Source organism: Enterobacter sp. ECC-019, from assembly GCF_043974075.1.
GTDB classification, from domain to species: Bacteria; Pseudomonadota; Gammaproteobacteria; order Enterobacterales; family Enterobacteriaceae; genus Enterobacter; species Enterobacter asburiae_D.
This window is the reverse complement of the sequence record NZ_CP143759.1, coordinates 2,017,124-2,035,616: the sequence shown is the minus strand read 5'-3', so window position 1 is coordinate 2,035,616 and position 18,493 is coordinate 2,017,124. Positions and strand designations below refer to the sequence as shown.

The following is an 18,493-nucleotide window of genomic DNA, read 5'->3' as shown; positions in this document are numbered from 1 at the left end:
GATGTGCTCCGCAGTTTAGGCACCGTCGGCACCACCCGACAGCCAGGACTTAAAAAGGATCCTGAATTGCGGAACTGCAACACATCAAACCAACGGACAGAATAATATCAGACCATTACTGTACATAAAAACAGTTAAAGGGAGTTTAGGAATTTATAAAGAGAACATAAATAACTCACTGATTATATTAAATATTGATATCTACCATCGTCTCATAATCTCTTTTCTTCGTTGACGATGAATTTACATCACCTTAAGCCAATATTATGATGGACGTGTTGGTTACGTTTTGATGTGCACACCCGGCTACCACCGGGCATAAAAAAACCTCGCATTCGCGAGGTTTTTTGTTTTTAGCCGCTTAGTGAGCGTTTACCACGACCCACATTGGCCCCTGGCCGACGGCGTAACGTCCTTTCTCTTCCAGCAGCCCCTGCTCACCTTTAATTTCATACAGCGCGATGTGGTGGGATTTCTGCCCCGCCGCAATCAGGTATTTACCGCTGTGATCGATATTAAAGCCGCGCGGCTGGGTTTCCGTTGGCTGGAACCCTTCAATGGCCAGCACGCTGCCATCCTCGGAGACGCTAAACACGGTAATCAGGCTGGAGGTACGGTCACAGGCGTACAGATGGCGGCCATTTGGCGTAATGTGGATATCCGCCGCCCAGCGGGTGTCGGAGAAGTCAGACGGCATCATATCCAGCGTCTGCACGCACTCAATCTGGCCGTTAGGATCTTTCAGCTCCCAGACGTCCACAGAGCTGTTCAGTTCATTGACCACGTAGGCGTACTGCTGGTTCGGATGGAAGACCATATGACGCGGACCCGCGCCTTCAACGGTAGTCACTTCGGCAGGATGCTGCGCCACCAGGTGACCATCGTCGCTCAGGGTGAACAGGCAGATACGATCCTGCTTCAGCGCAGGCACCCACAGCGTGCGGTTATCAGGCGTGATATTCGCCGAGTGGCAACCTTCAAGCCCTTCCACCACATCCACGGTTTCGACCGGAATGCCATTTTCCAGACGCGTTACGCTGACGCAGCCCGCGTTATAAGAGCCGCTGAAGACAAAGTTGCCTTTACGATCGGTAGAGATATGGGTTGGGCTGCCCGGCAACGGGGCTTCGGCAGTGTACGTCAGCGCGCCATCGTCCGGAGAAATGCGATAGGCCAGCACGCGGAACTCCGGGCGCACACCCACGTACAAGAAACGTTTATCCGGGCTGATGACCATCGGCTGCACCTGGCCTGGCACGTCAACAACCTGAACCAGCGTGAGTGTCCCTTCGGTATTTAAACGCCAGACGTGGATCTGCTGGCTTTCAGGACTGGCGGTATAAACGGTTTGTTTCATGAATATTCACTCCTCACTGCGCATGAAAGTAGTTAACTTTTGACGGTGAATGCTGAATTGTCGACAGGAATTTTGAAGCGTTCGCCTCTCGGTGTACCATCCCATCAAAACGTAAATTCAATATTAACCCGGGAAAACAGATGACCTCGCGTGTGATTGCTCTGGATTTAGACGGTACCTTACTGACGCCGCAAAAAACCCTTCTCCCCTCCTCCCTTGAGGCGCTTAAACGCGCGCAGGAAGTGGGATATCAACTCCTTATCGTAACGGGTCGACATCACGTTGCCATTCACCCTTTTTATCAGGCACTGGCGTTAGATACACCTGCAATTTGTTGTAATGGCACTTATTTGTATGATTATCAGGCAAAAAAGGTTTTAGCCTCCGACCCGCTGCCGGTTCCCCAGGCGCTGCAGCTGATTGATCTGCTGGATGAGCATGCCGTTCACGGCCTGATGTACGTGGATAACGCGATGGTGTACGAGCGCCCTACTGGCCATGTGGTGCGCACCAGCAACTGGGCGTTGTCTCTGCCGGAAGCGCAGCGTCCGGTCTTTACCCAGGTTTCCTCCCTGCGTCAGGCCGCCCAGGACGTTGAGGCTATCTGGAAATTCGCCCTGACGGATGAAGACACCACCAAACTGAACACTTTCGCAAAACACGTGGAGCAGACGCTGGGGCTGGAGTGCGAATGGTCCTGGCATGACCAGGTGGATATTGCCCGTAAAGGCAACAGCAAAGGCAAGCGTCTGACGCAGTTTGTGGAATCTCAGGGCTGGTCGATGCAGGATGTGATCGCCTTTGGTGATAACTACAACGACATCAGCATGCTGGAAGCCGCCGGTACCGGCGTGGCGATGGGCAATGCCGACGACGCGGTCAAAGCCCGCGCCAACGTGGTGATTGGCGACAACACTACCGACAGCATCGCGCAGTACATTTATACCCACCTGCTGTAATCAGGCGGTAATCGAGACGCTCTTAATTTGCGCGTAAAGCCACAGGCCGGGTTTGATCCCTAACTCATCCCTGGCCCACGGGCTGATGCGCGCCCAGAGCGTCCTGCTGCCCACTTCAAGCTTCACTTCCACCTGCCCGTTATCATCAAAACATTCCGCGACTTTGGCGCGCAGAATATTTCGAATACTGGTTTGCAGCGGCGGCTGCAGCACCAGCGAGACGTCCGACGCCTGGATGCGAATTCTCAGCGCGGACTGTAACGGTTTGTCGATCTTATTGACCCAAAGATGCTGGTCACCCAGCGCCAGGGCGGTCATCGCGTAGTGTGGATGGTGTTCCAGAACGCTCACTTTCAGGATGCTGCTCTGCTGCTCCCTGGGTAACCACGGGTGCATGGCGCTGCTGCCCCACACCTCTTCCAGGTTGCCAAACGCCTTAACGCTGCCCTCTTCCAGCACCAGCACCTTGTCGGCCAGATGGAGGATCTCATCCAGCGAATGGCTGACGTAGAGCATCGGAATATTAATTTCGCGCGTCAGGCGCTGTAGATAAGGCAGAAGTTCGCGTTTACGCGGAATATCGAGCGAGGCCAGCGGTTCGTCGAGCAGCAGCAGTTCGGGTGCGGTCAGCAACGCGCGGCCAATGGCCACACGCTGTTTTTCTCCACCGGAGAGCGAGGAGGGTAGCCTGTCGAGCAGAGGTTCAATGCCTAACAGCGTCACCAGCTTATCAAACTGCCCGGCCATGCTTTTCGCCATGCCGTAACGCAGGTTGCCGCGCACGCTGTAGTGCGGGAACAGGCGTGCGTCCTGGAAAACATAGCCGATGCGGCGTTTATCCGGCGAGAGGTAAACCTTATTCTCTACGTCATTCAGGACGCGGTCATTCAGGACAATACGGCCAGACTGCGGGCGGGTCAGGCCGCTGATGGCATTAATCAGCGATGTTTTTCCCGCTCCCGACACGCCAAAGATGGCGGTGATTCCGCTTGCCGGCAGCGTTTCGTTAAGCGTCAGGGTATGATTTCCCAGCGTCTGGGTAAAATGGAGTTCCAGCATGCTTATTTCCCCATCCGCTCGCGGCTGATCCGCGCCAGCCATTCAGACACCATTAGCGATGCCAGCGCCAGCACAATTGAAATAATACACAGCCGCGCCGCCGCGCCTTCACCGCCCGGCGTTTGAATCAGGGTGTACATTGCCGACGGGATGGTTCGCGTCTCGCCGGGGATGTTCGACACAAACGTGATCGTCGCGCCAAACTCGCCCAGCGAGCGGGCAAAGGCCAGCACCGTACCGACAATAATGCCGGGTAACGTCAGGGGTAGCGTGATGGTGAAAAAGACGCGCCAGCGCCCTGCGCCCAGCGTGCGGGCCGCCTGTTCGAGCTTCATGTCCACGCCTTCCAGTGCGAGACGTATCGCCCTCACCATCAGCGGGAATGACATCACCGCCGCCGCCAGTACCGCACCGCGCCAGCTAAACGCAAACGTCAGCCCAAACCAGTCGTAAAGCTTCTCGCCGATAAAACCGCGTCGCCCCATCGAAATCAGCAGCAGATAACCGACCACTACTGGCGGCAAAACGAGCGGAAGATGAAGCACGCTGTCGAGCAGCGTTTTGCCGGGAAACTGGCAGCGAACCAGTAGCCAGGCAAAGAAGATCCCAAAGGGCAAACTCAGCGCAACCGCCAGGGAAGAGACTTTAAGGCTCAGCAGAACAGCCTGCCATTCAGGATCGGTCAATATCATCAGTGAGTCGTAAATCCATAACGTTTAAAGATTGTGGACGCCTCCGGGCCCTTCAGGTAATCGCGGAAGGCCGTCACGGTCGCATTTTTATGTCCATCAACAATCGCAACAGGATATTCCACTTTCTTGTGGGAATCTTCCGGGAACGTTGCGACCACTTTTACCCCTTTACTGGCAACGGCATCCGAGCCATACACAATGCCCAGCGGGGCTTCGTTGCGCTCAACCAGCGCCAGCGCGCCGCGTACATCTTCCGCCGGGGCCAGCTTCGGTGACAATGTCTCCCATGCGCCCAGCTTTTGCAGCGCTTCTTTGGCATAAATACCGGCCGGAACGTGCTCCGGATCGCCCACCGCCAGACGGCCGCCGTTCAGCAGGCTCGTCCAGTTAGTCTCTTTACTGATGGTGATGTCCGCCTGCGCGCTGGCTTTGGGCGCCACGACAACCAGGCTATTCCCCAGCAGCGTTTCGCGGGTTGTCGCATCAATCGATTTCTTCTCCGCCGCGTAGTCCATCCACTTCTGGTCAGCCGAGATAAACAGATCCGCCGGTGCGCCCGCTTCTATCTGACGCGCCAGCGTCGAGGAAGAGGCAAAAGAGGAGACCACCTCGACATTTTTCTCTTTTTTATACGCCGCCGCGATGTCCTGCAGCGCGTTGGTCAGCGACGCCGCCGCAAAGACCGTGATTTTACCCTCGTCCGCCAGCGCGTGTCCGGTAAGTGAAAGCGTCAGCATTGCCCCTGCGAAAAGGCGTACCCATGAACGTGCCATCTGTAACTCCTGTGAGTAGCGTTATATACATATTAATATAACGGTAACGTCAGGGAGATCCCAGCGTTTAATCTTACCGCTGAAGGGGTAAATCGGTGTGATGCGTTAAATATTATCGGCGAAAACGGGAAAATCTTGAGAGCAAAACGCCCGGGCTAGCCGGGCGTTTTGTGGGGAATCAATGCTGCTTTTTAGCCTGGTCTCTGTGACCAATGTTCGAAAAGACGTTGAACACTTCACCCAGGCCGTAGATGGCACCGAGGATGATGGCCATCACTACTGGTACCATGATCACGGCGAATACCAGACTTTTCAACAACTCTAACATGGTTTTCTCCAGATATTGTGAACAGCTTATTCTACCCTTTCAAGTGAGAAAAACATCCCCTTTTGTGCGGTACCCTTTGCGCCCTGCACCATTTGGGTCACAATACTCTTTTTGCCAGGACACTGTTATGCAGGCCGAAATTCTTCTCACTCTACGACTTCAGCAAAAGCTTTTCGCCGATCCGCGACGTATCGCCCTGCTTAAACAAATAGAACAAACGGGCTCGATTAGCCAGGGGGCGAAAAACGCGGGCATCAGCTACAAAAGTGCCTGGGACGCCATCAATGACATGAACACCCTGAGCGAGCATCCGCTGGTGGACAGAGCCACTGGCGGAAAAGGGGGTGGAGGTGCGGTCGTCACGCGCTACGGCCAGCGACTGATTCAGCTTTACGATCTGCTAGCCCAGATCCAGCAAAAAGCGTTTGACGTTTTGAGCGACGACGATAACGTTCCACTGGACAGTTTGCTGGCCGCCATTTCCCGCTTCTCGTTACAAACCAGCGCCCGCAACCAGTGGTTTGGAACGGTGACGGCGCGCGACAATCTCCAGGTACAGCAGCATATTGAGATCCTGCTTGCCGATGGCACCACCCGTCTGAAAGCCGCAATAACGGCACAGAGCGCAGAGCGCCTTGAGCTGGATGAAGGTAAAGAGGTGCTGGTGCTGCTGAAAGCACCGTGGGTCAATATCACGCGCGATCCCGACACCGCAAAGGCAGCCGATAACCAGCTCCAGGGCGCAATTAGCCATATCGAACGCGGCCAGGCGCACTGCGAAGTGCTGATGACCCTGGCAGACGGGCAACAGCTTTGCGCGACGATACCGCTTAGCGAAGCGGACAGTTTAGAAGAAGGTACTGTCGTCACCGCCTGGTTCAACGCAGACCGGGTGATTATCGCCACATTGTGCTGAGCGCATTGACAATCGCGCCGACAGTGCGTATCCCTGATATCTATTGCTGCAAAAACAGGGATAAATCATGTCATCATTGCATATTTCGCAAGGCACGTTTCGTCTTAGCGATACCCGAACGCTGACGATTGCTGATTTGACGATACGCGCGGGTGAAAGCTGGGCGTTTGTCGGCACTAACGGCAGCGGTAAATCCGCGCTGGCCCGCGCGCTGGCCGGCGAGCTTCCCCTCCTCAAGGGCGAATGCCAGGGCGATTTTACGCGCCTGACGCGCCTGTCATTTGAACAACTGCAAAAGCTGGTGAGCGACGAGTGGCAGCGCAACAACACCGATTTACTCAGCCCTGGCGAAGAAGATACCGGCCGTACGACGGCGGAAATTATTCAGGATGAGGTGAAAGATCCCGCCCGCTGTCAGCGCCTGGCAGAACGGTTCGGCATCACCGCCCTGCTGAACCGGCGCTTTAAATACCTTTCTACCGGCGAGACGCGGAAAACGCTGCTCTGCCAGGCGCTGATGAGCGAGCCTGAGCTGCTGATCCTCGACGAACCGTTTGACGGCCTTGACGTGCAGTCCCGTGCGCAGCTGGCGGCCCTGCTGGAGTCGCTTAATCAGCAGGGATATACCCTGGTGCTGGTGCTTAACCGCTTCGATGAAATTCCGGATTTTATCCAGCACGCAGGCGTACTCGCTGACTGTAACCTGACCGAGACCGGTGAAAAGACAGCGCTGCTTAAGCAGGCGCTCATTGCCCAGCTCGCACACAGTGAACAACTCGACGGTATTACCCTTCCGGAACCTGACGCCCCTGCGGCCCGCCACGCGCTTGATCCCCACCAGCCGCGCATCGTGCTGCGGGATGGGATGGTCTCTTATGACGATCGCCCGATCCTTAACCGTCTAAGCTGGACGGTCAATCCTGGCGAGCACTGGCAGATTGTCGGCCCTAACGGCGCGGGAAAATCCACGCTGCTGAGCCTGATAACCGGCGATCATCCGCAGGGCTATAGCAACGATCTTACGCTGTTCGGTCGGCGTCGCGGCAGCGGCGAAACCATCTGGGATATTAAAAAACATATCGGCTACGTCAGCAGCAGCCTGCATCTGGATTACCGGGTCAGTACCACGGTACGCAACGTGATCCTTTCCGGCTATTTTGATTCCATCGGGATTTATCAGGCGGTGTCGGACAAACAGCACAAGCTGGCCCAGCAGTGGCTGGATATCCTGGGCATAGACACCCGGATCGCTGACGCGCCGTTTCATAGCCTGTCGTGGGGGCAGCAGCGTCTGGCCCTGATCGTTCGCGCGCTGGTGAAACACCCTACGCTTCTGATCCTCGACGAACCGCTGCAGGGACTCGATCCGCTGAATCGACAGCTTATCCGCCGCTTTGTGGACGTGCTGATTAGCGAAGGTGAAACGCAGCTGCTGTTCGTTTCACACCATGCCGAAGATGCCCCCTCCTGCATCACGCATCGCCTGGAGTTTGTTCCGGACGGTGAGCACTATCGTTATCTGCAAAGCAAAATCGATTAACCCCCGGAGGGTACTGCCCTCCGTTTTTCAGATAACCTGCACTAAGCCATCGCTATCCCTTTGATCTACAATGCCCTAAAGCGGCTGAAAATCGGATTTTAAAAACAGTGTAAACGATTCCACTATTTTATCCCATGTCACACTTTTCGCGTCTCTGTTATGCTATGGTTATTACATACCATAAGCCCAATGGAGCGAAATATGCGAGTTCTGGTAACAGGTGGTAGCGGTTACATAGGTAGTCATACCTGCGTGCAACTGCTGCAAAACGGTCACGACGTCATCATTCTCGACAACCTGTGCAACAGTAAGCGCAGCGTGCTGCCTGTGATTGAACGTCTTGGCGGTAAACAACCCACTTTCGTGGAAGGCGACATCCGCAACGAAGCGCTGATGACCGAGATCCTTCACGACCACGCCATCGAAGCGGTGATCCACTTTGCGGGTCTGAAAGCGGTCGGTGAATCCGTTGCGAAACCGCTCGAGTATTACGACAACAACGTCAACGGTACTCTGCGTCTCATCTCCGCCATGCGTGCGGCCAACGTCAAAAACTTCATCTTTAGCTCCTCCGCCACCGTCTACGGCGATCAGCCCAAAATCCCTTACATTGAAAGCTTCCCGACCGGTACACCGCAAAGCCCGTACGGCAAAAGCAAGCTGATGGTGGAGCAGATCCTGACCGACCTGCAAAAAGCGCAGCCGGAGTGGAGCATCGCGCTGCTGCGCTACTTCAACCCGGTCGGCGCGCATCCGTCCGGCGATATGGGTGAAGATCCGCAGGGCATCCCGAACAACCTGATGCCGTATATCGCCCAGGTTGCCGTGGGTCGCCGCGACTCGCTGGCAATTTTTGGCAATGACTACCCTACCGAAGACGGCACCGGCGTGCGCGACTACATCCACGTCATGGATCTGGCCGACGGCCACGTTGCCGCGATGCAGCAGCTGGCCAACAAGTCGGGCGTGCATATTTACAACCTCGGCGCCGGAGTCGGCAGCAGCGTGCTGGACGTGGTTAACGCCTTCAGCAAAGCCTGCGGTAAGCCGGTGAGCTACCACTTCGCCCCGCGTCGTGATGGTGACCTGCCTGCTTACTGGGCCGATGCCACCAAAGCCGACAAAGAGCTTAACTGGCGTGTGACGCGCACGCTTGATGAAATGGCACAGGATACCTGGCACTGGCAGTCACGCCACCCGCAAGGCTATCCGGACTAAGGATCCGTCATGACGCAATTTAATCCCGTCGATCATCCGCATCGTCGTTTTAACCCGTTAAGCGGGCAATGGATTTTAGTTTCTCCGCATCGCGCCAAGCGCCCCTGGCAGGGGGCGCAGGAGACGCCTGCAAAACAGACGCTGCCACAGCACGACCCGGACTGCTTCCTCTGTCCGGGCAACACGCGCGTCACCGGGGATAAAAACCCGGACTACAAAGGCACCTTCGTCTTCACCAACGATTTTGCCGCTCTGATGACCGACACCCCGGACGCGCCGGAAAGCCACGATCCGCTGATGCGCTGTGAAAGCGCGCGCGGAACCAGCCGCGTGATCTGCTTCTCGCCCGATCACAGCAAAACGCTGCCGGAGCTGAGCGTGGACGCGCTGAAAGAGGTCATCAGCACCTGGCAGGCGCAAACCGCAGAGCTGGGGCAGAGCTATCCGTGGGTGCAGGTGTTCGAAAACAAAGGCGCGGCGATGGGCTGCTCTAACCCGCACCCGCACGGCCAGGTCTGGGCGAACAGCTTCCTGCCTAACGAAGCCGAGCGTGAAGACCGTCTGCAGAAAGCGTATTACGCGGAAAACGGTTCGCCGATGCTGGTGGATTACACGCAGCGCGAGCTGGCCGACGGCAGCCGCACCGTGGTGGAAACTGAACACTGGCTGGCCGTCGTCCCTTACTGGGCCGCCTGGCCGTTTGAAACGCTGCTGCTGCCGAAAGCGCACGTGCAGCGCATCACCGATCTCAGCGACGCGCAGCGCGACGACCTCGCCCTGGCGCTGAAAAAGCTGACCAGCCGTTACGACAACCTGTTCCAGTGCTCCTTCCCGTACTCCATGGGCTGGCACGGCGCCCCGTTTAACGGCGAAGAGAATCAACACTGGCAGCTGCACGCCCATTTCTATCCGCCGCTGCTGCGCTCTGCGACGGTGCGTAAATTCATGGTGGGCTATGAAATGCTGGCGGAAACCCAGCGTGACCTGACGGCGGAGCAGGCGGCAGAACGTCTGCGTGCCGTTAGCGACGTCCACTATCGCGAATCAGGAGTCTAAAAAATGAGTCTGAAAGATAAAACACAATCCCTGTTTGCTGAGAAATTTGGCTACCCTGCCACCCACGTTATCCAGGCGCCTGGCCGCGTTAACCTGATCGGTGAACACACCGACTATAACGACGGTTTCGTGCTGCCGTGCGCCATCGATTACCAGACCGTCATCAGCTGTGCAAAGCGCGACGACCGTAAGGTCCGCGTGATTGCGGCGGATTACGATAATGAGGCGGACGAGTTTTCCCTCGATGCCCCGATTGTGACGCACGACAGCCAGCAGTGGTCTAACTACGTGCGCGGCGTGGTGAAGCATCTGCAGAAGCGTAACAAGAACGTTGGCGGTGCCGATTTAGTCATCAGCGGCAACGTGCCGCAGGGTGCGGGCTTAAGCTCCTCTGCGTCTCTGGAAGTCGCCGTGGGAACCGTGTTTCAGCAGCTTTATCATCTACCGCTGGACGGCGCGCAAATCGCCCTGAACGGTCAGGAAGCAGAAAACCAGTTCGTGGGCTGTAACTGCGGCATTATGGACCAGCTGATCTCCGCACTGGGCAAAAAAGAGCATGCCCTGTTAATTGATTGCCGCTCGCTCGGTACCAAAGCCGTTCCCCTGCCGAAAGGCGCGGCCGTGGTGATTATCAACAGCAACTTTAAGCGCACGCTGGTGGGCAGCGAATACAACACCCGCCGCCAACAGTGCGAAACCGGCGCCCGCTTCTTCCAGCAGCCTGCCCTGCGCGACGTAACGCTCAATGAATTTAACAAAGTGGCGCACGAGCTGGATCCGGTCGTCGCCAAACGCGTTCGTCACGTGCTGACGGAAAATGCCCGTACCGTTGAAGCCGCGTCCGCACTGGCGAAAGGCGATCTGAAACGTATGGGTGAGCTGATGGCGGAATCTCACGCCTCCATGCGCGATGATTTTGAAATCACCGTTCCGCAGATCGACACCCTGGTGGACATCGTCAAAGCCACCATCGGCGACAAAGGCGGCGTGCGCATGACGGGCGGCGGCTTTGGCGGCTGTATCGTTGCGCTGGTGCCTGAAGAACTGGTCCCTGCCGTACAGGAGGCCGTGGCGAAGCAGTACGAAGCGAAAACGGGTATCAAAGAAACCTTCTATGTTTGCAAAGCATCACAAGGAGCCGGACAGTGCTAAACGAAACACCTACCCTTGCACCGGATGGTCTGCCGTATCGCCTGTTAACCCTGCGCAACAGCGCGGGGATGGTCGTTACGGTGATGGACTGGGGGGCAACCCTGCTTTCTGCCCGCGTACCGATGCCGGACGGCAGCGTGCGAGAGACCCTGCTCGGCTGCGCCTCGCCTGAGCAGTACATCAATCAGTCCGCCTATCTGGGCGCGTCCGTTGGGCGCTATGCTAACCGCATCGCGAAGAGCCGTTTTGAGCTCGACGGCGTGCAGTACGCCCTGCTTCCAAGCCAGGGTGAGAACCAGCTGCACGGCGGACCGGACGGGTTTGATAAACGCCGCTGGAAGATTGTTCGTCAAAACGACGGCGAAGTGCTGTTCTCGCTGGATTCGCCTGACGGCGATCAGGGCTTCCCGGGGAACCTTACCGCGTCCGCGCGCTTTACGCTGACCGACGACAACCGTATCGCCATCGAATACCGTGCGACGGCCGATAAGCCGTGTCCGGTCAACCTGACCAATCACGCGTATTTCAACCTGGACGGTAACCAGTGCGACGTTCGCAACCACAAGCTGCAGATCCTGGCGGATGCGTATCTGCCGGTTGATGAGATGGGCATTCCGCATCAGGGCCTCAAAGACGTGAGCGGCACCAGCTTTGACTTCCGCAGCGCGAAATCCATCGCCCAGGATTTCCTGAGCGATGACGATCAGCGTAAGGTAAAAGGCTACGATCACGCTTTCCTGCTGCAGGCCAAAGGCGATGTGAAACAACCTGCCGCGCAGGTCTGGTCTGCGGATGAGAAGCTGCAGATGACGGTTTATACCACCGCCCCTGCTCTGCAGTTTTACTCAGGCAACTACCTCGGCGGCACGACGGCGCGCGAACACGATGAGTACAGCGACTGGCAAGGCCTGGCGCTGGAGAGCGAGTTCCTGCCGGACAGCCCGAACCATCCGGAATGGCCACAGCCGGACTGCGTGCTGCGCCCGGGTGAAGAGTACGTGAGCGTTACCGAGTATCATTTCATTCCGCGCGCTTAATGCCCGGCGGCGCTACGCTTGCACGGGCCTACGGGTAGGCCGGATAAGCGAAGCGCCATCCGGCAAAAAACGCCAGCCCTCACAACGAGGGCTTTTTTCTGCGCGTCTTGCTGAAAATAGCGCCGATCGCAGACAAAATCATAACCCTGGATTCACAAGCATCTTACACTCAGAGACTATTTTCGCTATGGTTAGGGTTAAGCGTTGCTGGTGGCACCGCCACGGCAATATAATGAGAATTGTTATCATTCTAAAAATGCTTGAGGAGTAAGAGATGGCTATTACTAAGCTGGTCCTGGTGCGTCACGGCGAAAGCCAGTGGAACAACGAAAACCGCTTTACCGGTTGGTACGACGTTGATCTGTCTGAGAAAGGCGTAAGCGAAGCAAAAGCAGCAGGTAAACTGCTGAAGGAAGAAGGCTTCAGCTTTGATTTTGCTTACACCTCTGTGCTGAAACGTGCCATCCACACCCTGTGGAATGTGCTGGACGAACTGGATCAGGCCTGGCTGCCGGTTGAGAAGTCCTGGAAACTGAACGAACGTCACTACGGTGCGCTGCAGGGCCTGAACAAAGCGGAAACCGCTGAGAAATATGGCGACGAGCAGGTTAAACAGTGGCGTCGCGGCTTCGCAATCACCCCACCAGAGCTGACCAAAGATGACGAGCGCTACCCGGGCCACGACCCGCGTTACGCGAAGCTGACCGACGCTGAGCTGCCAACCACCGAGAGCCTGGCGCTGACCATCGACCGCGTTGTGCCTTACTGGAACGAAACCATTCTGCCACGCCTGAAAAGCGGTGAGCGCGTGATCATCGCTGCTCACGGTAACTCCCTGCGCGCGCTGGTGAAATACCTGGACAACATGGGTGAAGACGAAATTCTCGAACTGAACATCCCAACTGGCGTACCGCTGGTGTATGAGTTCGACGAAAACTTCAAGCCAATCAAACACTACTATCTGGGTAACGCAGAAGAGATCGCAGCGAAAGCAGCGGCTGTTGCGAACCAGGGTAAAGCGAAGTAATTTTCGCCAGACATAAAAAAAGCGCGGAGCCTTCCGCGCTTTTTTATTTGTGCATTCGAATTAACCGCGACGCGCTTTTACCGCATTCGCCAGCTGACGCAGGATGGTATCGGTATCGTCCCAGCCAATGCAGGCATCGGTCACGCTTTTGCCATACACCAGCGGTTCACTGCCTTCCAGGTTCTGGTTCCCTTCAACCAGATGGCTTTCGATCATCACCCCAATCACCGCCTTCTCACCGCCGGCAATCTGCTGACAGACGTCGGCACCCACTTCCATCTGCTTTTTAAACTGCTTGCTGGAGTTGGCATGGCTGAAATCGATCATCACCTGCGGTGGCAGCCCGGCTTTTTCCAGCCCGACTTTTACCTCTGCCACGTGTTTCGCACTGTAGTTTGGCTCTTTGCCGCCGCGCAGAATGATATGGCAGTCGCCGTTGCCGCTGGTGTTAACGATGGCGGAATGGCCCCATTTGGTCACCGACAGGAAGCAGTGCGGCGCGCCCGCTGCGTTGATGGCGTCGATAGCCACCTTAATGGTGCCGTCAGTGCCGTTTTTGAACCCCACCGGGCAAGAGAGACCGGACGCCAGCTCGCGGTGCACCTGAGATTCAGTTGTACGGGCACCAATTGCGCCCCAGCTCATCAGGTCTGCCAGGTATTGTGGCGTAATCATGTCGAGGAATTCACCGGCCGCTGGCAGGCCGCTGTCGTTGATCTCCAGCAGCAGCTTGCGCGCAATGCGCAGACCGTCGTTGATCTGGAAACTGTTATCCATATGCGGATCGTTAATCAGCCCTTTCCAGCCCACGGTGGTGCGCGGTTTTTCAAAATAGACGCGCATGACGATTTCCAGCTCTTCCTTCAGCTCTTCACGCAGAGTGAGTAGACGGGCTGCGTACTCTTTCGCGGCTGCAGGATCGTGAATGGAACACGGGCCAATCACCACCAGAAGACGATCGTCATTACCTTTCAGGATCTTATGGATCGCTTTACGAGCATGAGAAACCGTGTTTGCGGCATTTTCAGTGGCGGGGAATTTCTCAAGGAGCGCTACAGGAGGTAATAACTCATTGATCTCTTTAATGCGTAAATCGTCGTTCTGATAATTCATTTTCTTTCCAGCTCTGCCATATCTTTAGTAATGAAAGCAATCCTTTCAATCTATCTTGTCGACCAGGAAGTGTAAACACGGTTTTACACTTCACGCAGATAATTCCTGGAATTCGCCTAAAAATCGCCACAAAATAGCGAAAAATGAGATCTAACCTAAGCTTTTTAACTGTAACAACCAATTTTACACGCTTAAACGCGATTCCCTACTGACGAAAGTCCGTAAGGCGGAATCTTTCGCCTCTGAAAAAGATGCACTGTTGGAGAATGTTATCCAGCGTAACGACAAGAACAGGAGCACCATGATGAAAATGACAAAACTGGCAACCCTCTTCCTGACCGCCACACTCACTCTGGCCAGCGGCAGCGTCCTGGCTGCGGAAACGGGCACATCAGACAGCAACGGGGATGCGAATGCGGCTGCGGCAGCAGGCCAGCCCGCCCCTGATGCGAAACAGAATATTGCCCCGAATAATGTAGACAACAGCCAGATCAATACCGGCAACACCAACACCGGTGGCACGATGCTGCATCCTAACGGCAGCGGTTCCGGCACCATGAATCATGACAATATGAGTTCGGATGAGGTTCATAAGAACTCGATGTGTAAGGACGGCAAATGCCCCGATCCTAATGACAAAGTCGGAAACGACGCGAATACTAAAACCGACGGCACAACCCAGTAATGGGTTGTGAACGGGAATAAAAAGGAGAGCTCTGGCTCTCCTTTTTTTTGGAGTAACCTATTAAAAACGCTACACTAAAAACAATAACACATCAGGAAAGCAGACATGGCGCACTCCCATTCCCACTCGCACTCTCCCGGCAACGACAACGCTAAACGACTGATGCTGGCCTTTGGCGTCACGGCAACGTTTATGGTTATCGAGGTCGTTGGCGGCCTGCTTTCCGGCTCGCTGGCGCTTCTGGCTGATGCCGGACACATGCTGACCGATGCCGCAGCGCTGCTCTTCGCCCTGCTGGCGGTACAGTTTTCGCGTCGTCCTCCGAATGCGCGCCATACCTTCGGCTGGCTGAGGCTGACAACCCTGGCCGCGTTTGTTAACGCCATTGCGCTGGTGGTCATTACCGTTCTTATCGTCTGGGAGGCCGTACAGCGTTTCAGACACCCGCAGCCTATCGCCGGGGCGACAATGATGGTGATTGCCGTGGCGGGGCTGCTGGCAAATATCCTGGCCTTCTGGATTTTGCACCGCGGCAGCGGGGAAAAGAACCTCAACGTGCGCGCGGCGGCTCTCCATGTTCTGGGTGATTTGCTCGGCTCAGTCGGGGCGATTGTCGCCGCGCTGGTGATCCTCTACACCGGCTGGACGCCTGTCGATCCGATTCTGTCCGTACTGGTGTCGTGTCTGGTCTTGCGCAGCGCCTGGCGGCTGCTGAAGGAGAGCGTGAATGAACTGCTTGAAGGGGCACCGGCATCGATGGATATTGACGAGCTGAAGCGCAACCTGCGCCGTTCAGTCCCCGAAGTACGCAACGTTCATCACGTGCACGTCTGGCTGGTAGGGGAGAAGCCGGTCATGACGCTGCACGTCCAGGTGATCCCGCCTCACGACCACGATGCGCTGCTTGAGCGCATCCAGCATTTTCTTGAACATCACTACGAAATTGGCCACGCCACCATCCAGATGGAGTATCAGCCCTGTAACGGGCCGGACTGCCACCTTAACGAGGCGCAGTCCGGACATTCAGATCATCACCACCACTAGCTGGAAAGCGCGTGAGAGCCTCGCTCACGCGCGCTGTTAATCCACATCCGGCTGCCGTTCAGCGCGATAAAGGTCAGCAGCAGATATTCCAGCGACATCGCATAGACGCCCTGCAGGGCGAAGATCGCCACGCTAATCACGTTGATGATGACCCACAGCAGCCAGTTCTCAACGTATTTACGGGTCATCAGGATCATCGCCGCAATCGACAGCACCATCATGCAGGAATCCCAGAACGGGAAAGCATCCGGCTGGAGGACAGGCATCGTCACGTTCAGGCCGAAACCGGACATGACCGAAACGGCAACGCGGGTCAGGAACGCAAATACCGGGTTGATATAGACGGTCATTAAGCCAATGGCAACCACGCAGGCGACAAACCAGGCGATGGCTTTAGGCAAGGGCAGCCAGCGGATCTGCAGCTCTGCCTCCTGCTGACTGTTCTGACGCGACCACGCGTACCAGCCGTAGATATTGGCGGCGAAGAAGAACAGCTGTAAAAGCAGGCTGGCGTACAGCTGGATCTGGAAGAAGATAATCGCAAACAGCGTAACGTTAATCAGCCCGAACGCATAGTTGCTGATCTTCTCCAGGCTTGCGAGCCAGATACAGAGTAACCCCGCCAGCGTGCCAACGGCCTCAATCCATGACAGGTCATAGCCACCTGCACCAATCGGTATATGAACCAGAATGTTCTGTGTGCTAAAAAAATCCATCTTTTCCCCGGGGCGTGTTGAATTACGTACGTAGTGTAGCTGCAAAATCCAGCATGCGGTTAAGCGGAATTAACGCACCTTCACGCAAAGCAGCATCCACATGGATTTCATGTGCTGCACCGCCTGTTTCGAGCCCTTCGGCAATGGCCTTCAGGCCGTTCATCGCCATCCACGGGCAATGCGCGCAGCTGCGACACGTTGCGCCCTCACCCGCCGTTGGCGCTTCAAGGAGCTCTTTCTCCGGCACGGCCTGCTGCATCTTATAGAAGATACCGCGATCGGTTGCCACGATGAGCTGCTTGTGAGGCAACGTCCTGGCCGCGTTGATAAGCTGGCTGGTTGAGCCCACGGCATCCGCCATGTCGACTATCGCCTGCGGTGATTCAGGATGCACAAGGATCGCGGCGCCAGGATAAAGTGCCTTCATGCGCGCCAGCGCCTGGGTTTTGAATTCGTCGTGCACAATGCAGGCGCCCTGCCAGCAGAGAACGTCAGCCCCCGTCTGCTTCTGGACATAATTTCCAAGATGGCGGTCAGGCGCCCAGATAATCTTCTCACCCAGGCTGTCCAGATGTTCAATCAGCTCAACGGCGATGCTCGACGTGACTACCCAGTCTGCCCGCGCTTTTACCGCCGCAGAGGTATTGGCGTAAACCACCACGGTCCGGTCAGGGTGGGCATCACAGAAGGCCGTGAATTCGTCAATCGGGCAACCCAGATCCAGCGAACATTCCGCATTAAGCGTCGGCATCAGAATGGTTTTTTCAGGGCTCAGGATCTTTGCCGTTTCGCCCATAAAACGCACGCCAGCAACCAGTAGCGTGGAAGCGGGATGTCTTGCACCGAAGCGAGCCATCTCCAGTGAATCAGAAATACAACCCCCGGTCTCTTCCGCCAACTGCTGAATTTCCGGGTCGGTGTAGTAATGGGCCACCATCACCGCATCGCGTTCTTTGAGAAGACGTTTGATCTTCTCGCGATAGAATTGCTTTTCGTCCTGGCTCAGCGGGACAGGCTTAGGCGGAAACGGATAGATTGCAGCTTCAGGATCAAACATCACACTCATTATGGCTTCTCGTTTTACTGGCTTAACAATATTGCCTTTCTTTTGCATGACATAGCAAAACGCGTGGCAATTGTGTTTTGTATACTAAACAAGATAGCGAATATGAGCGGAAAAGTCACCGGAAATAGGTGCGGAAAGCATTTGTCGGGTGGCGGCTTCGCCTTACCCGACCTACAAAAACTGCAGATAGCAAAAAGGCGCCTTTAGGGCGCCTTTCTACACTGGTGGGTCGTGCAGGATTCGAACCTGCGACCAATTGATTAAAAGTCAACTGCTCTACCAACTGAGCTAACGACCCCTTGCGGGATTTTTTTCTTCGAAGTGGTGGGTCGTGCAGGATTCGAACCTGCGACCAATTGATTAAAAGTCAACTGCTCTACCAACTGAGCTAACGACCCATTCGGGTGCTGACTTCGAAGATTTTTACTCGGTACCACCGGAGAGTGGTGGGTCGTGCAGGATTCGAACCTGCGACCAATTGATTAAAAGTCAACTGCTCTACCAACTGAGCTAACGACCCGAGTGGTGGGTGATGACGGGCTCGAACCGCCGACCCCCTCCGTGTAAAGGAGATGCTCTACCAACTGAGCTAATCACCCACTCTGTACTGCCGATATGCGTTAAGTGGTGGGTCGTGCAGGATTCGAACCTGCGACCAATTGATTAAAAGTCAACTGCTCTACCAACTGAGCTAACGACCCACTTTTACGCTGTTTTCACGTTGTTTGATATCCCGTGGCAACGGCGGCATATAT

18 protein-coding genes and 5 tRNA genes are annotated in these 18,493 nt (G+C 55.8%); 10 read left to right on the top strand and 13 right to left on the bottom strand.

The features are described from left to right. Nucleotides 1–361: 361 nt before the first annotated feature. The gene (gene pgl, locus V1566_RS09545; RefSeq protein WP_121425420.1) at nt 362–1,357 is read right to left on the bottom strand and encodes a 6-phosphogluconolactonase; all 996 of its coding nucleotides are present in this window, start codon (nt 1,355–1,357) and stop codon (nt 362–364) included. Nucleotides 1,358–1,497: 140 nt separating this feature from the next. Between pgl and V1566_RS09540 the strand changes: the two genes are divergently transcribed. After that, the gene (locus V1566_RS09540; RefSeq protein ID WP_121425421.1) at nt 1,498–2,316 is read left to right on the top strand and encodes a pyridoxal phosphatase; all 819 of its coding nucleotides are present in this window, start codon (nt 1,498–1,500) and stop codon (nt 2,314–2,316) included. On the opposite strand, the gene modC is transcribed toward V1566_RS09540, so the two are convergent. From modC to V1566_RS09520, 4 genes are all read right to left on the bottom strand, one after another. Beyond that, nucleotides 2,317–3,375, bottom strand: a complete 1,059-nt coding sequence (gene modC / locus V1566_RS09535) for a molybdenum ABC transporter ATP-binding protein ModC (RefSeq protein WP_121425422.1) — start codon at nt 3,373–3,375, stop codon at nt 2,317–2,319. It lies immediately after the preceding gene. A gap of 2 nt (nt 3,376–3,377) precedes the next feature. Then, nucleotides 3,378–4,067, bottom strand: coding sequence for a molybdate ABC transporter permease subunit (gene modB, locus V1566_RS09530; RefSeq protein ID WP_032661182.1), 690 nt, complete (start codon nt 4,065–4,067; stop codon nt 3,378–3,380). Continuing rightward, nucleotides 4,067–4,840: a molybdate ABC transporter substrate-binding protein gene (gene modA / locus V1566_RS09525; protein WP_332982738.1), complete on the bottom strand. Its 774-nt coding sequence runs from the start codon at nt 4,838–4,840 to the stop codon at nt 4,067–4,069. The genes modB and modA overlap by 1 nt, the downstream gene beginning before the upstream one ends. Before the next feature lie 178 nt (nt 4,841–5,018). Beyond that, nucleotides 5,019–5,168 carry an AcrZ family multidrug efflux pump-associated protein gene (locus V1566_RS09520; protein ID WP_008501118.1) on the bottom strand — a complete coding sequence of 50 codons (150 nt, stop codon included), beginning with the start codon at nt 5,166–5,168 and terminating at the stop codon, nt 5,019–5,021. 127 nt (nt 5,169–5,295) lie between these two features. On the opposite strand from V1566_RS09520, the gene modE reads away from it, so the two are divergent. The 7 genes from modE to gpmA all read left to right on the top strand — a co-directional run bounded on the left by modE (nt 5,296) and on the right by gpmA (nt 13,114). Further along, nucleotides 5,296–6,084: a molybdenum-dependent transcriptional regulator gene (gene modE / locus V1566_RS09515; protein ID WP_395305703.1), complete on the top strand. Its 789-nt coding sequence runs from the start codon at nt 5,296–5,298 to the stop codon at nt 6,082–6,084. A gap of 67 nt (nt 6,085–6,151) precedes the next feature. After that, entirely contained in the window at nt 6,152–7,624 is a 1,473-nt protein-coding gene (gene modF / locus V1566_RS09510) for a molybdate ABC transporter ATP-binding protein ModF (RefSeq protein WP_395305702.1), read from the top strand. A gap of 201 nt (nt 7,625–7,825) precedes the next feature. Beyond that, nucleotides 7,826–8,842 carry a UDP-glucose 4-epimerase GalE gene (gene galE, locus V1566_RS09505; protein ID WP_259387084.1) on the top strand — a complete coding sequence of 339 codons (1,017 nt, stop codon included), beginning with the start codon at nt 7,826–7,828 and terminating at the stop codon, nt 8,840–8,842. A 9-nt stretch (nt 8,843–8,851) separates the two neighbouring features. Further along, a complete protein-coding gene (gene galT / locus V1566_RS09500; RefSeq protein WP_395305701.1) occupies nt 8,852–9,898 on the top strand; it encodes a galactose-1-phosphate uridylyltransferase in 1,047 nt (348 codons plus the stop codon). Between the two features lie 3 nt (nt 9,899–9,901). Next, the gene (galK, locus tag V1566_RS09495; protein ID WP_213821331.1) at nt 9,902–11,050 is read left to right on the top strand and encodes a galactokinase; all 1,149 of its coding nucleotides are present in this window, start codon (nt 9,902–9,904) and stop codon (nt 11,048–11,050) included. Continuing rightward, the gene (gene galM / locus V1566_RS09490) at nt 11,044–12,087 is read left to right on the top strand and encodes a galactose-1-epimerase (RefSeq protein WP_395305700.1); all 1,044 of its coding nucleotides are present in this window, start codon (nt 11,044–11,046) and stop codon (nt 12,085–12,087) included. Before galK ends, galM begins: the two co-directional genes overlap by 7 nt. A 274-nt stretch (nt 12,088–12,361) precedes the next feature. After that, nucleotides 12,362–13,114, top strand: a complete 753-nt coding sequence (gene gpmA, locus V1566_RS09485; RefSeq protein WP_023310804.1) for a 2,3-diphosphoglycerate-dependent phosphoglycerate mutase — start codon at nt 12,362–12,364, stop codon at nt 13,112–13,114. A gap of 60 nt (nt 13,115–13,174) precedes the next feature. Here gpmA and aroG read toward each other — a convergent pair whose 3' ends face one another. Beyond that, nucleotides 13,175–14,227 carry a 3-deoxy-7-phosphoheptulonate synthase AroG gene (gene aroG, locus V1566_RS09480; RefSeq protein WP_252034821.1) on the bottom strand — a complete coding sequence of 351 codons (1,053 nt, stop codon included), beginning with the start codon at nt 14,225–14,227 and terminating at the stop codon, nt 13,175–13,177. Between the two features lie 304 nt (nt 14,228–14,531). Here aroG and V1566_RS09475 point away from each other — a divergent pair, with 304 nt between their 5' ends. Further along, the gene (locus V1566_RS09475; protein ID WP_032661161.1) at nt 14,532–14,912 is read left to right on the top strand and encodes a protein YbgS; all 381 of its coding nucleotides are present in this window, start codon (nt 14,532–14,534) and stop codon (nt 14,910–14,912) included. 105 nt (nt 14,913–15,017) lie between these two features. Beyond that, the gene (gene zitB / locus V1566_RS09470) at nt 15,018–15,956 is read left to right on the top strand and encodes a CDF family zinc transporter ZitB (protein ID WP_395305699.1); all 939 of its coding nucleotides are present in this window, start codon (nt 15,018–15,020) and stop codon (nt 15,954–15,956) included. Here the strand turns inward: zitB and pnuC are convergent. From pnuC to V1566_RS09435, 7 genes are all read right to left on the bottom strand, one after another. Further along, a complete protein-coding gene (gene pnuC / locus V1566_RS09465; protein WP_213330563.1) occupies nt 15,953–16,672 on the bottom strand; it encodes a nicotinamide riboside transporter PnuC in 720 nt (239 codons plus the stop codon). The genes zitB and pnuC overlap by 4 nt on opposite strands. 22 nt (nt 16,673–16,694) lie before the next feature. Continuing rightward, a complete protein-coding gene (gene nadA, locus V1566_RS09460; RefSeq protein WP_395305698.1) occupies nt 16,695–17,738 on the bottom strand; it encodes a quinolinate synthase NadA in 1,044 nt (347 codons plus the stop codon). A gap of 222 nt (nt 17,739–17,960) precedes the next feature. Then, nucleotides 17,961–18,036 (bottom strand) — tRNA-Lys (locus tag V1566_RS09455). Between the two features lie 24 nt (nt 18,037–18,060). Further along, nucleotides 18,061–18,136, bottom strand: a tRNA-Lys gene (locus V1566_RS09450). 46 nt (nt 18,137–18,182) lie between these two features. Then, nucleotides 18,183–18,258: transfer RNA gene (locus V1566_RS09445), tRNA-Lys, on the bottom strand. Nucleotides 18,259–18,261: 3 nt separating this feature from the next. Continuing rightward, a tRNA-Val gene (locus tag V1566_RS09440) sits at nt 18,262–18,337 on the bottom strand. 26 nt (nt 18,338–18,363) lie between these two features. Then, nucleotides 18,364–18,439, bottom strand: a tRNA-Lys gene (locus tag V1566_RS09435). Nucleotides 18,440–18,493: the final 54 nt, after the last annotated feature.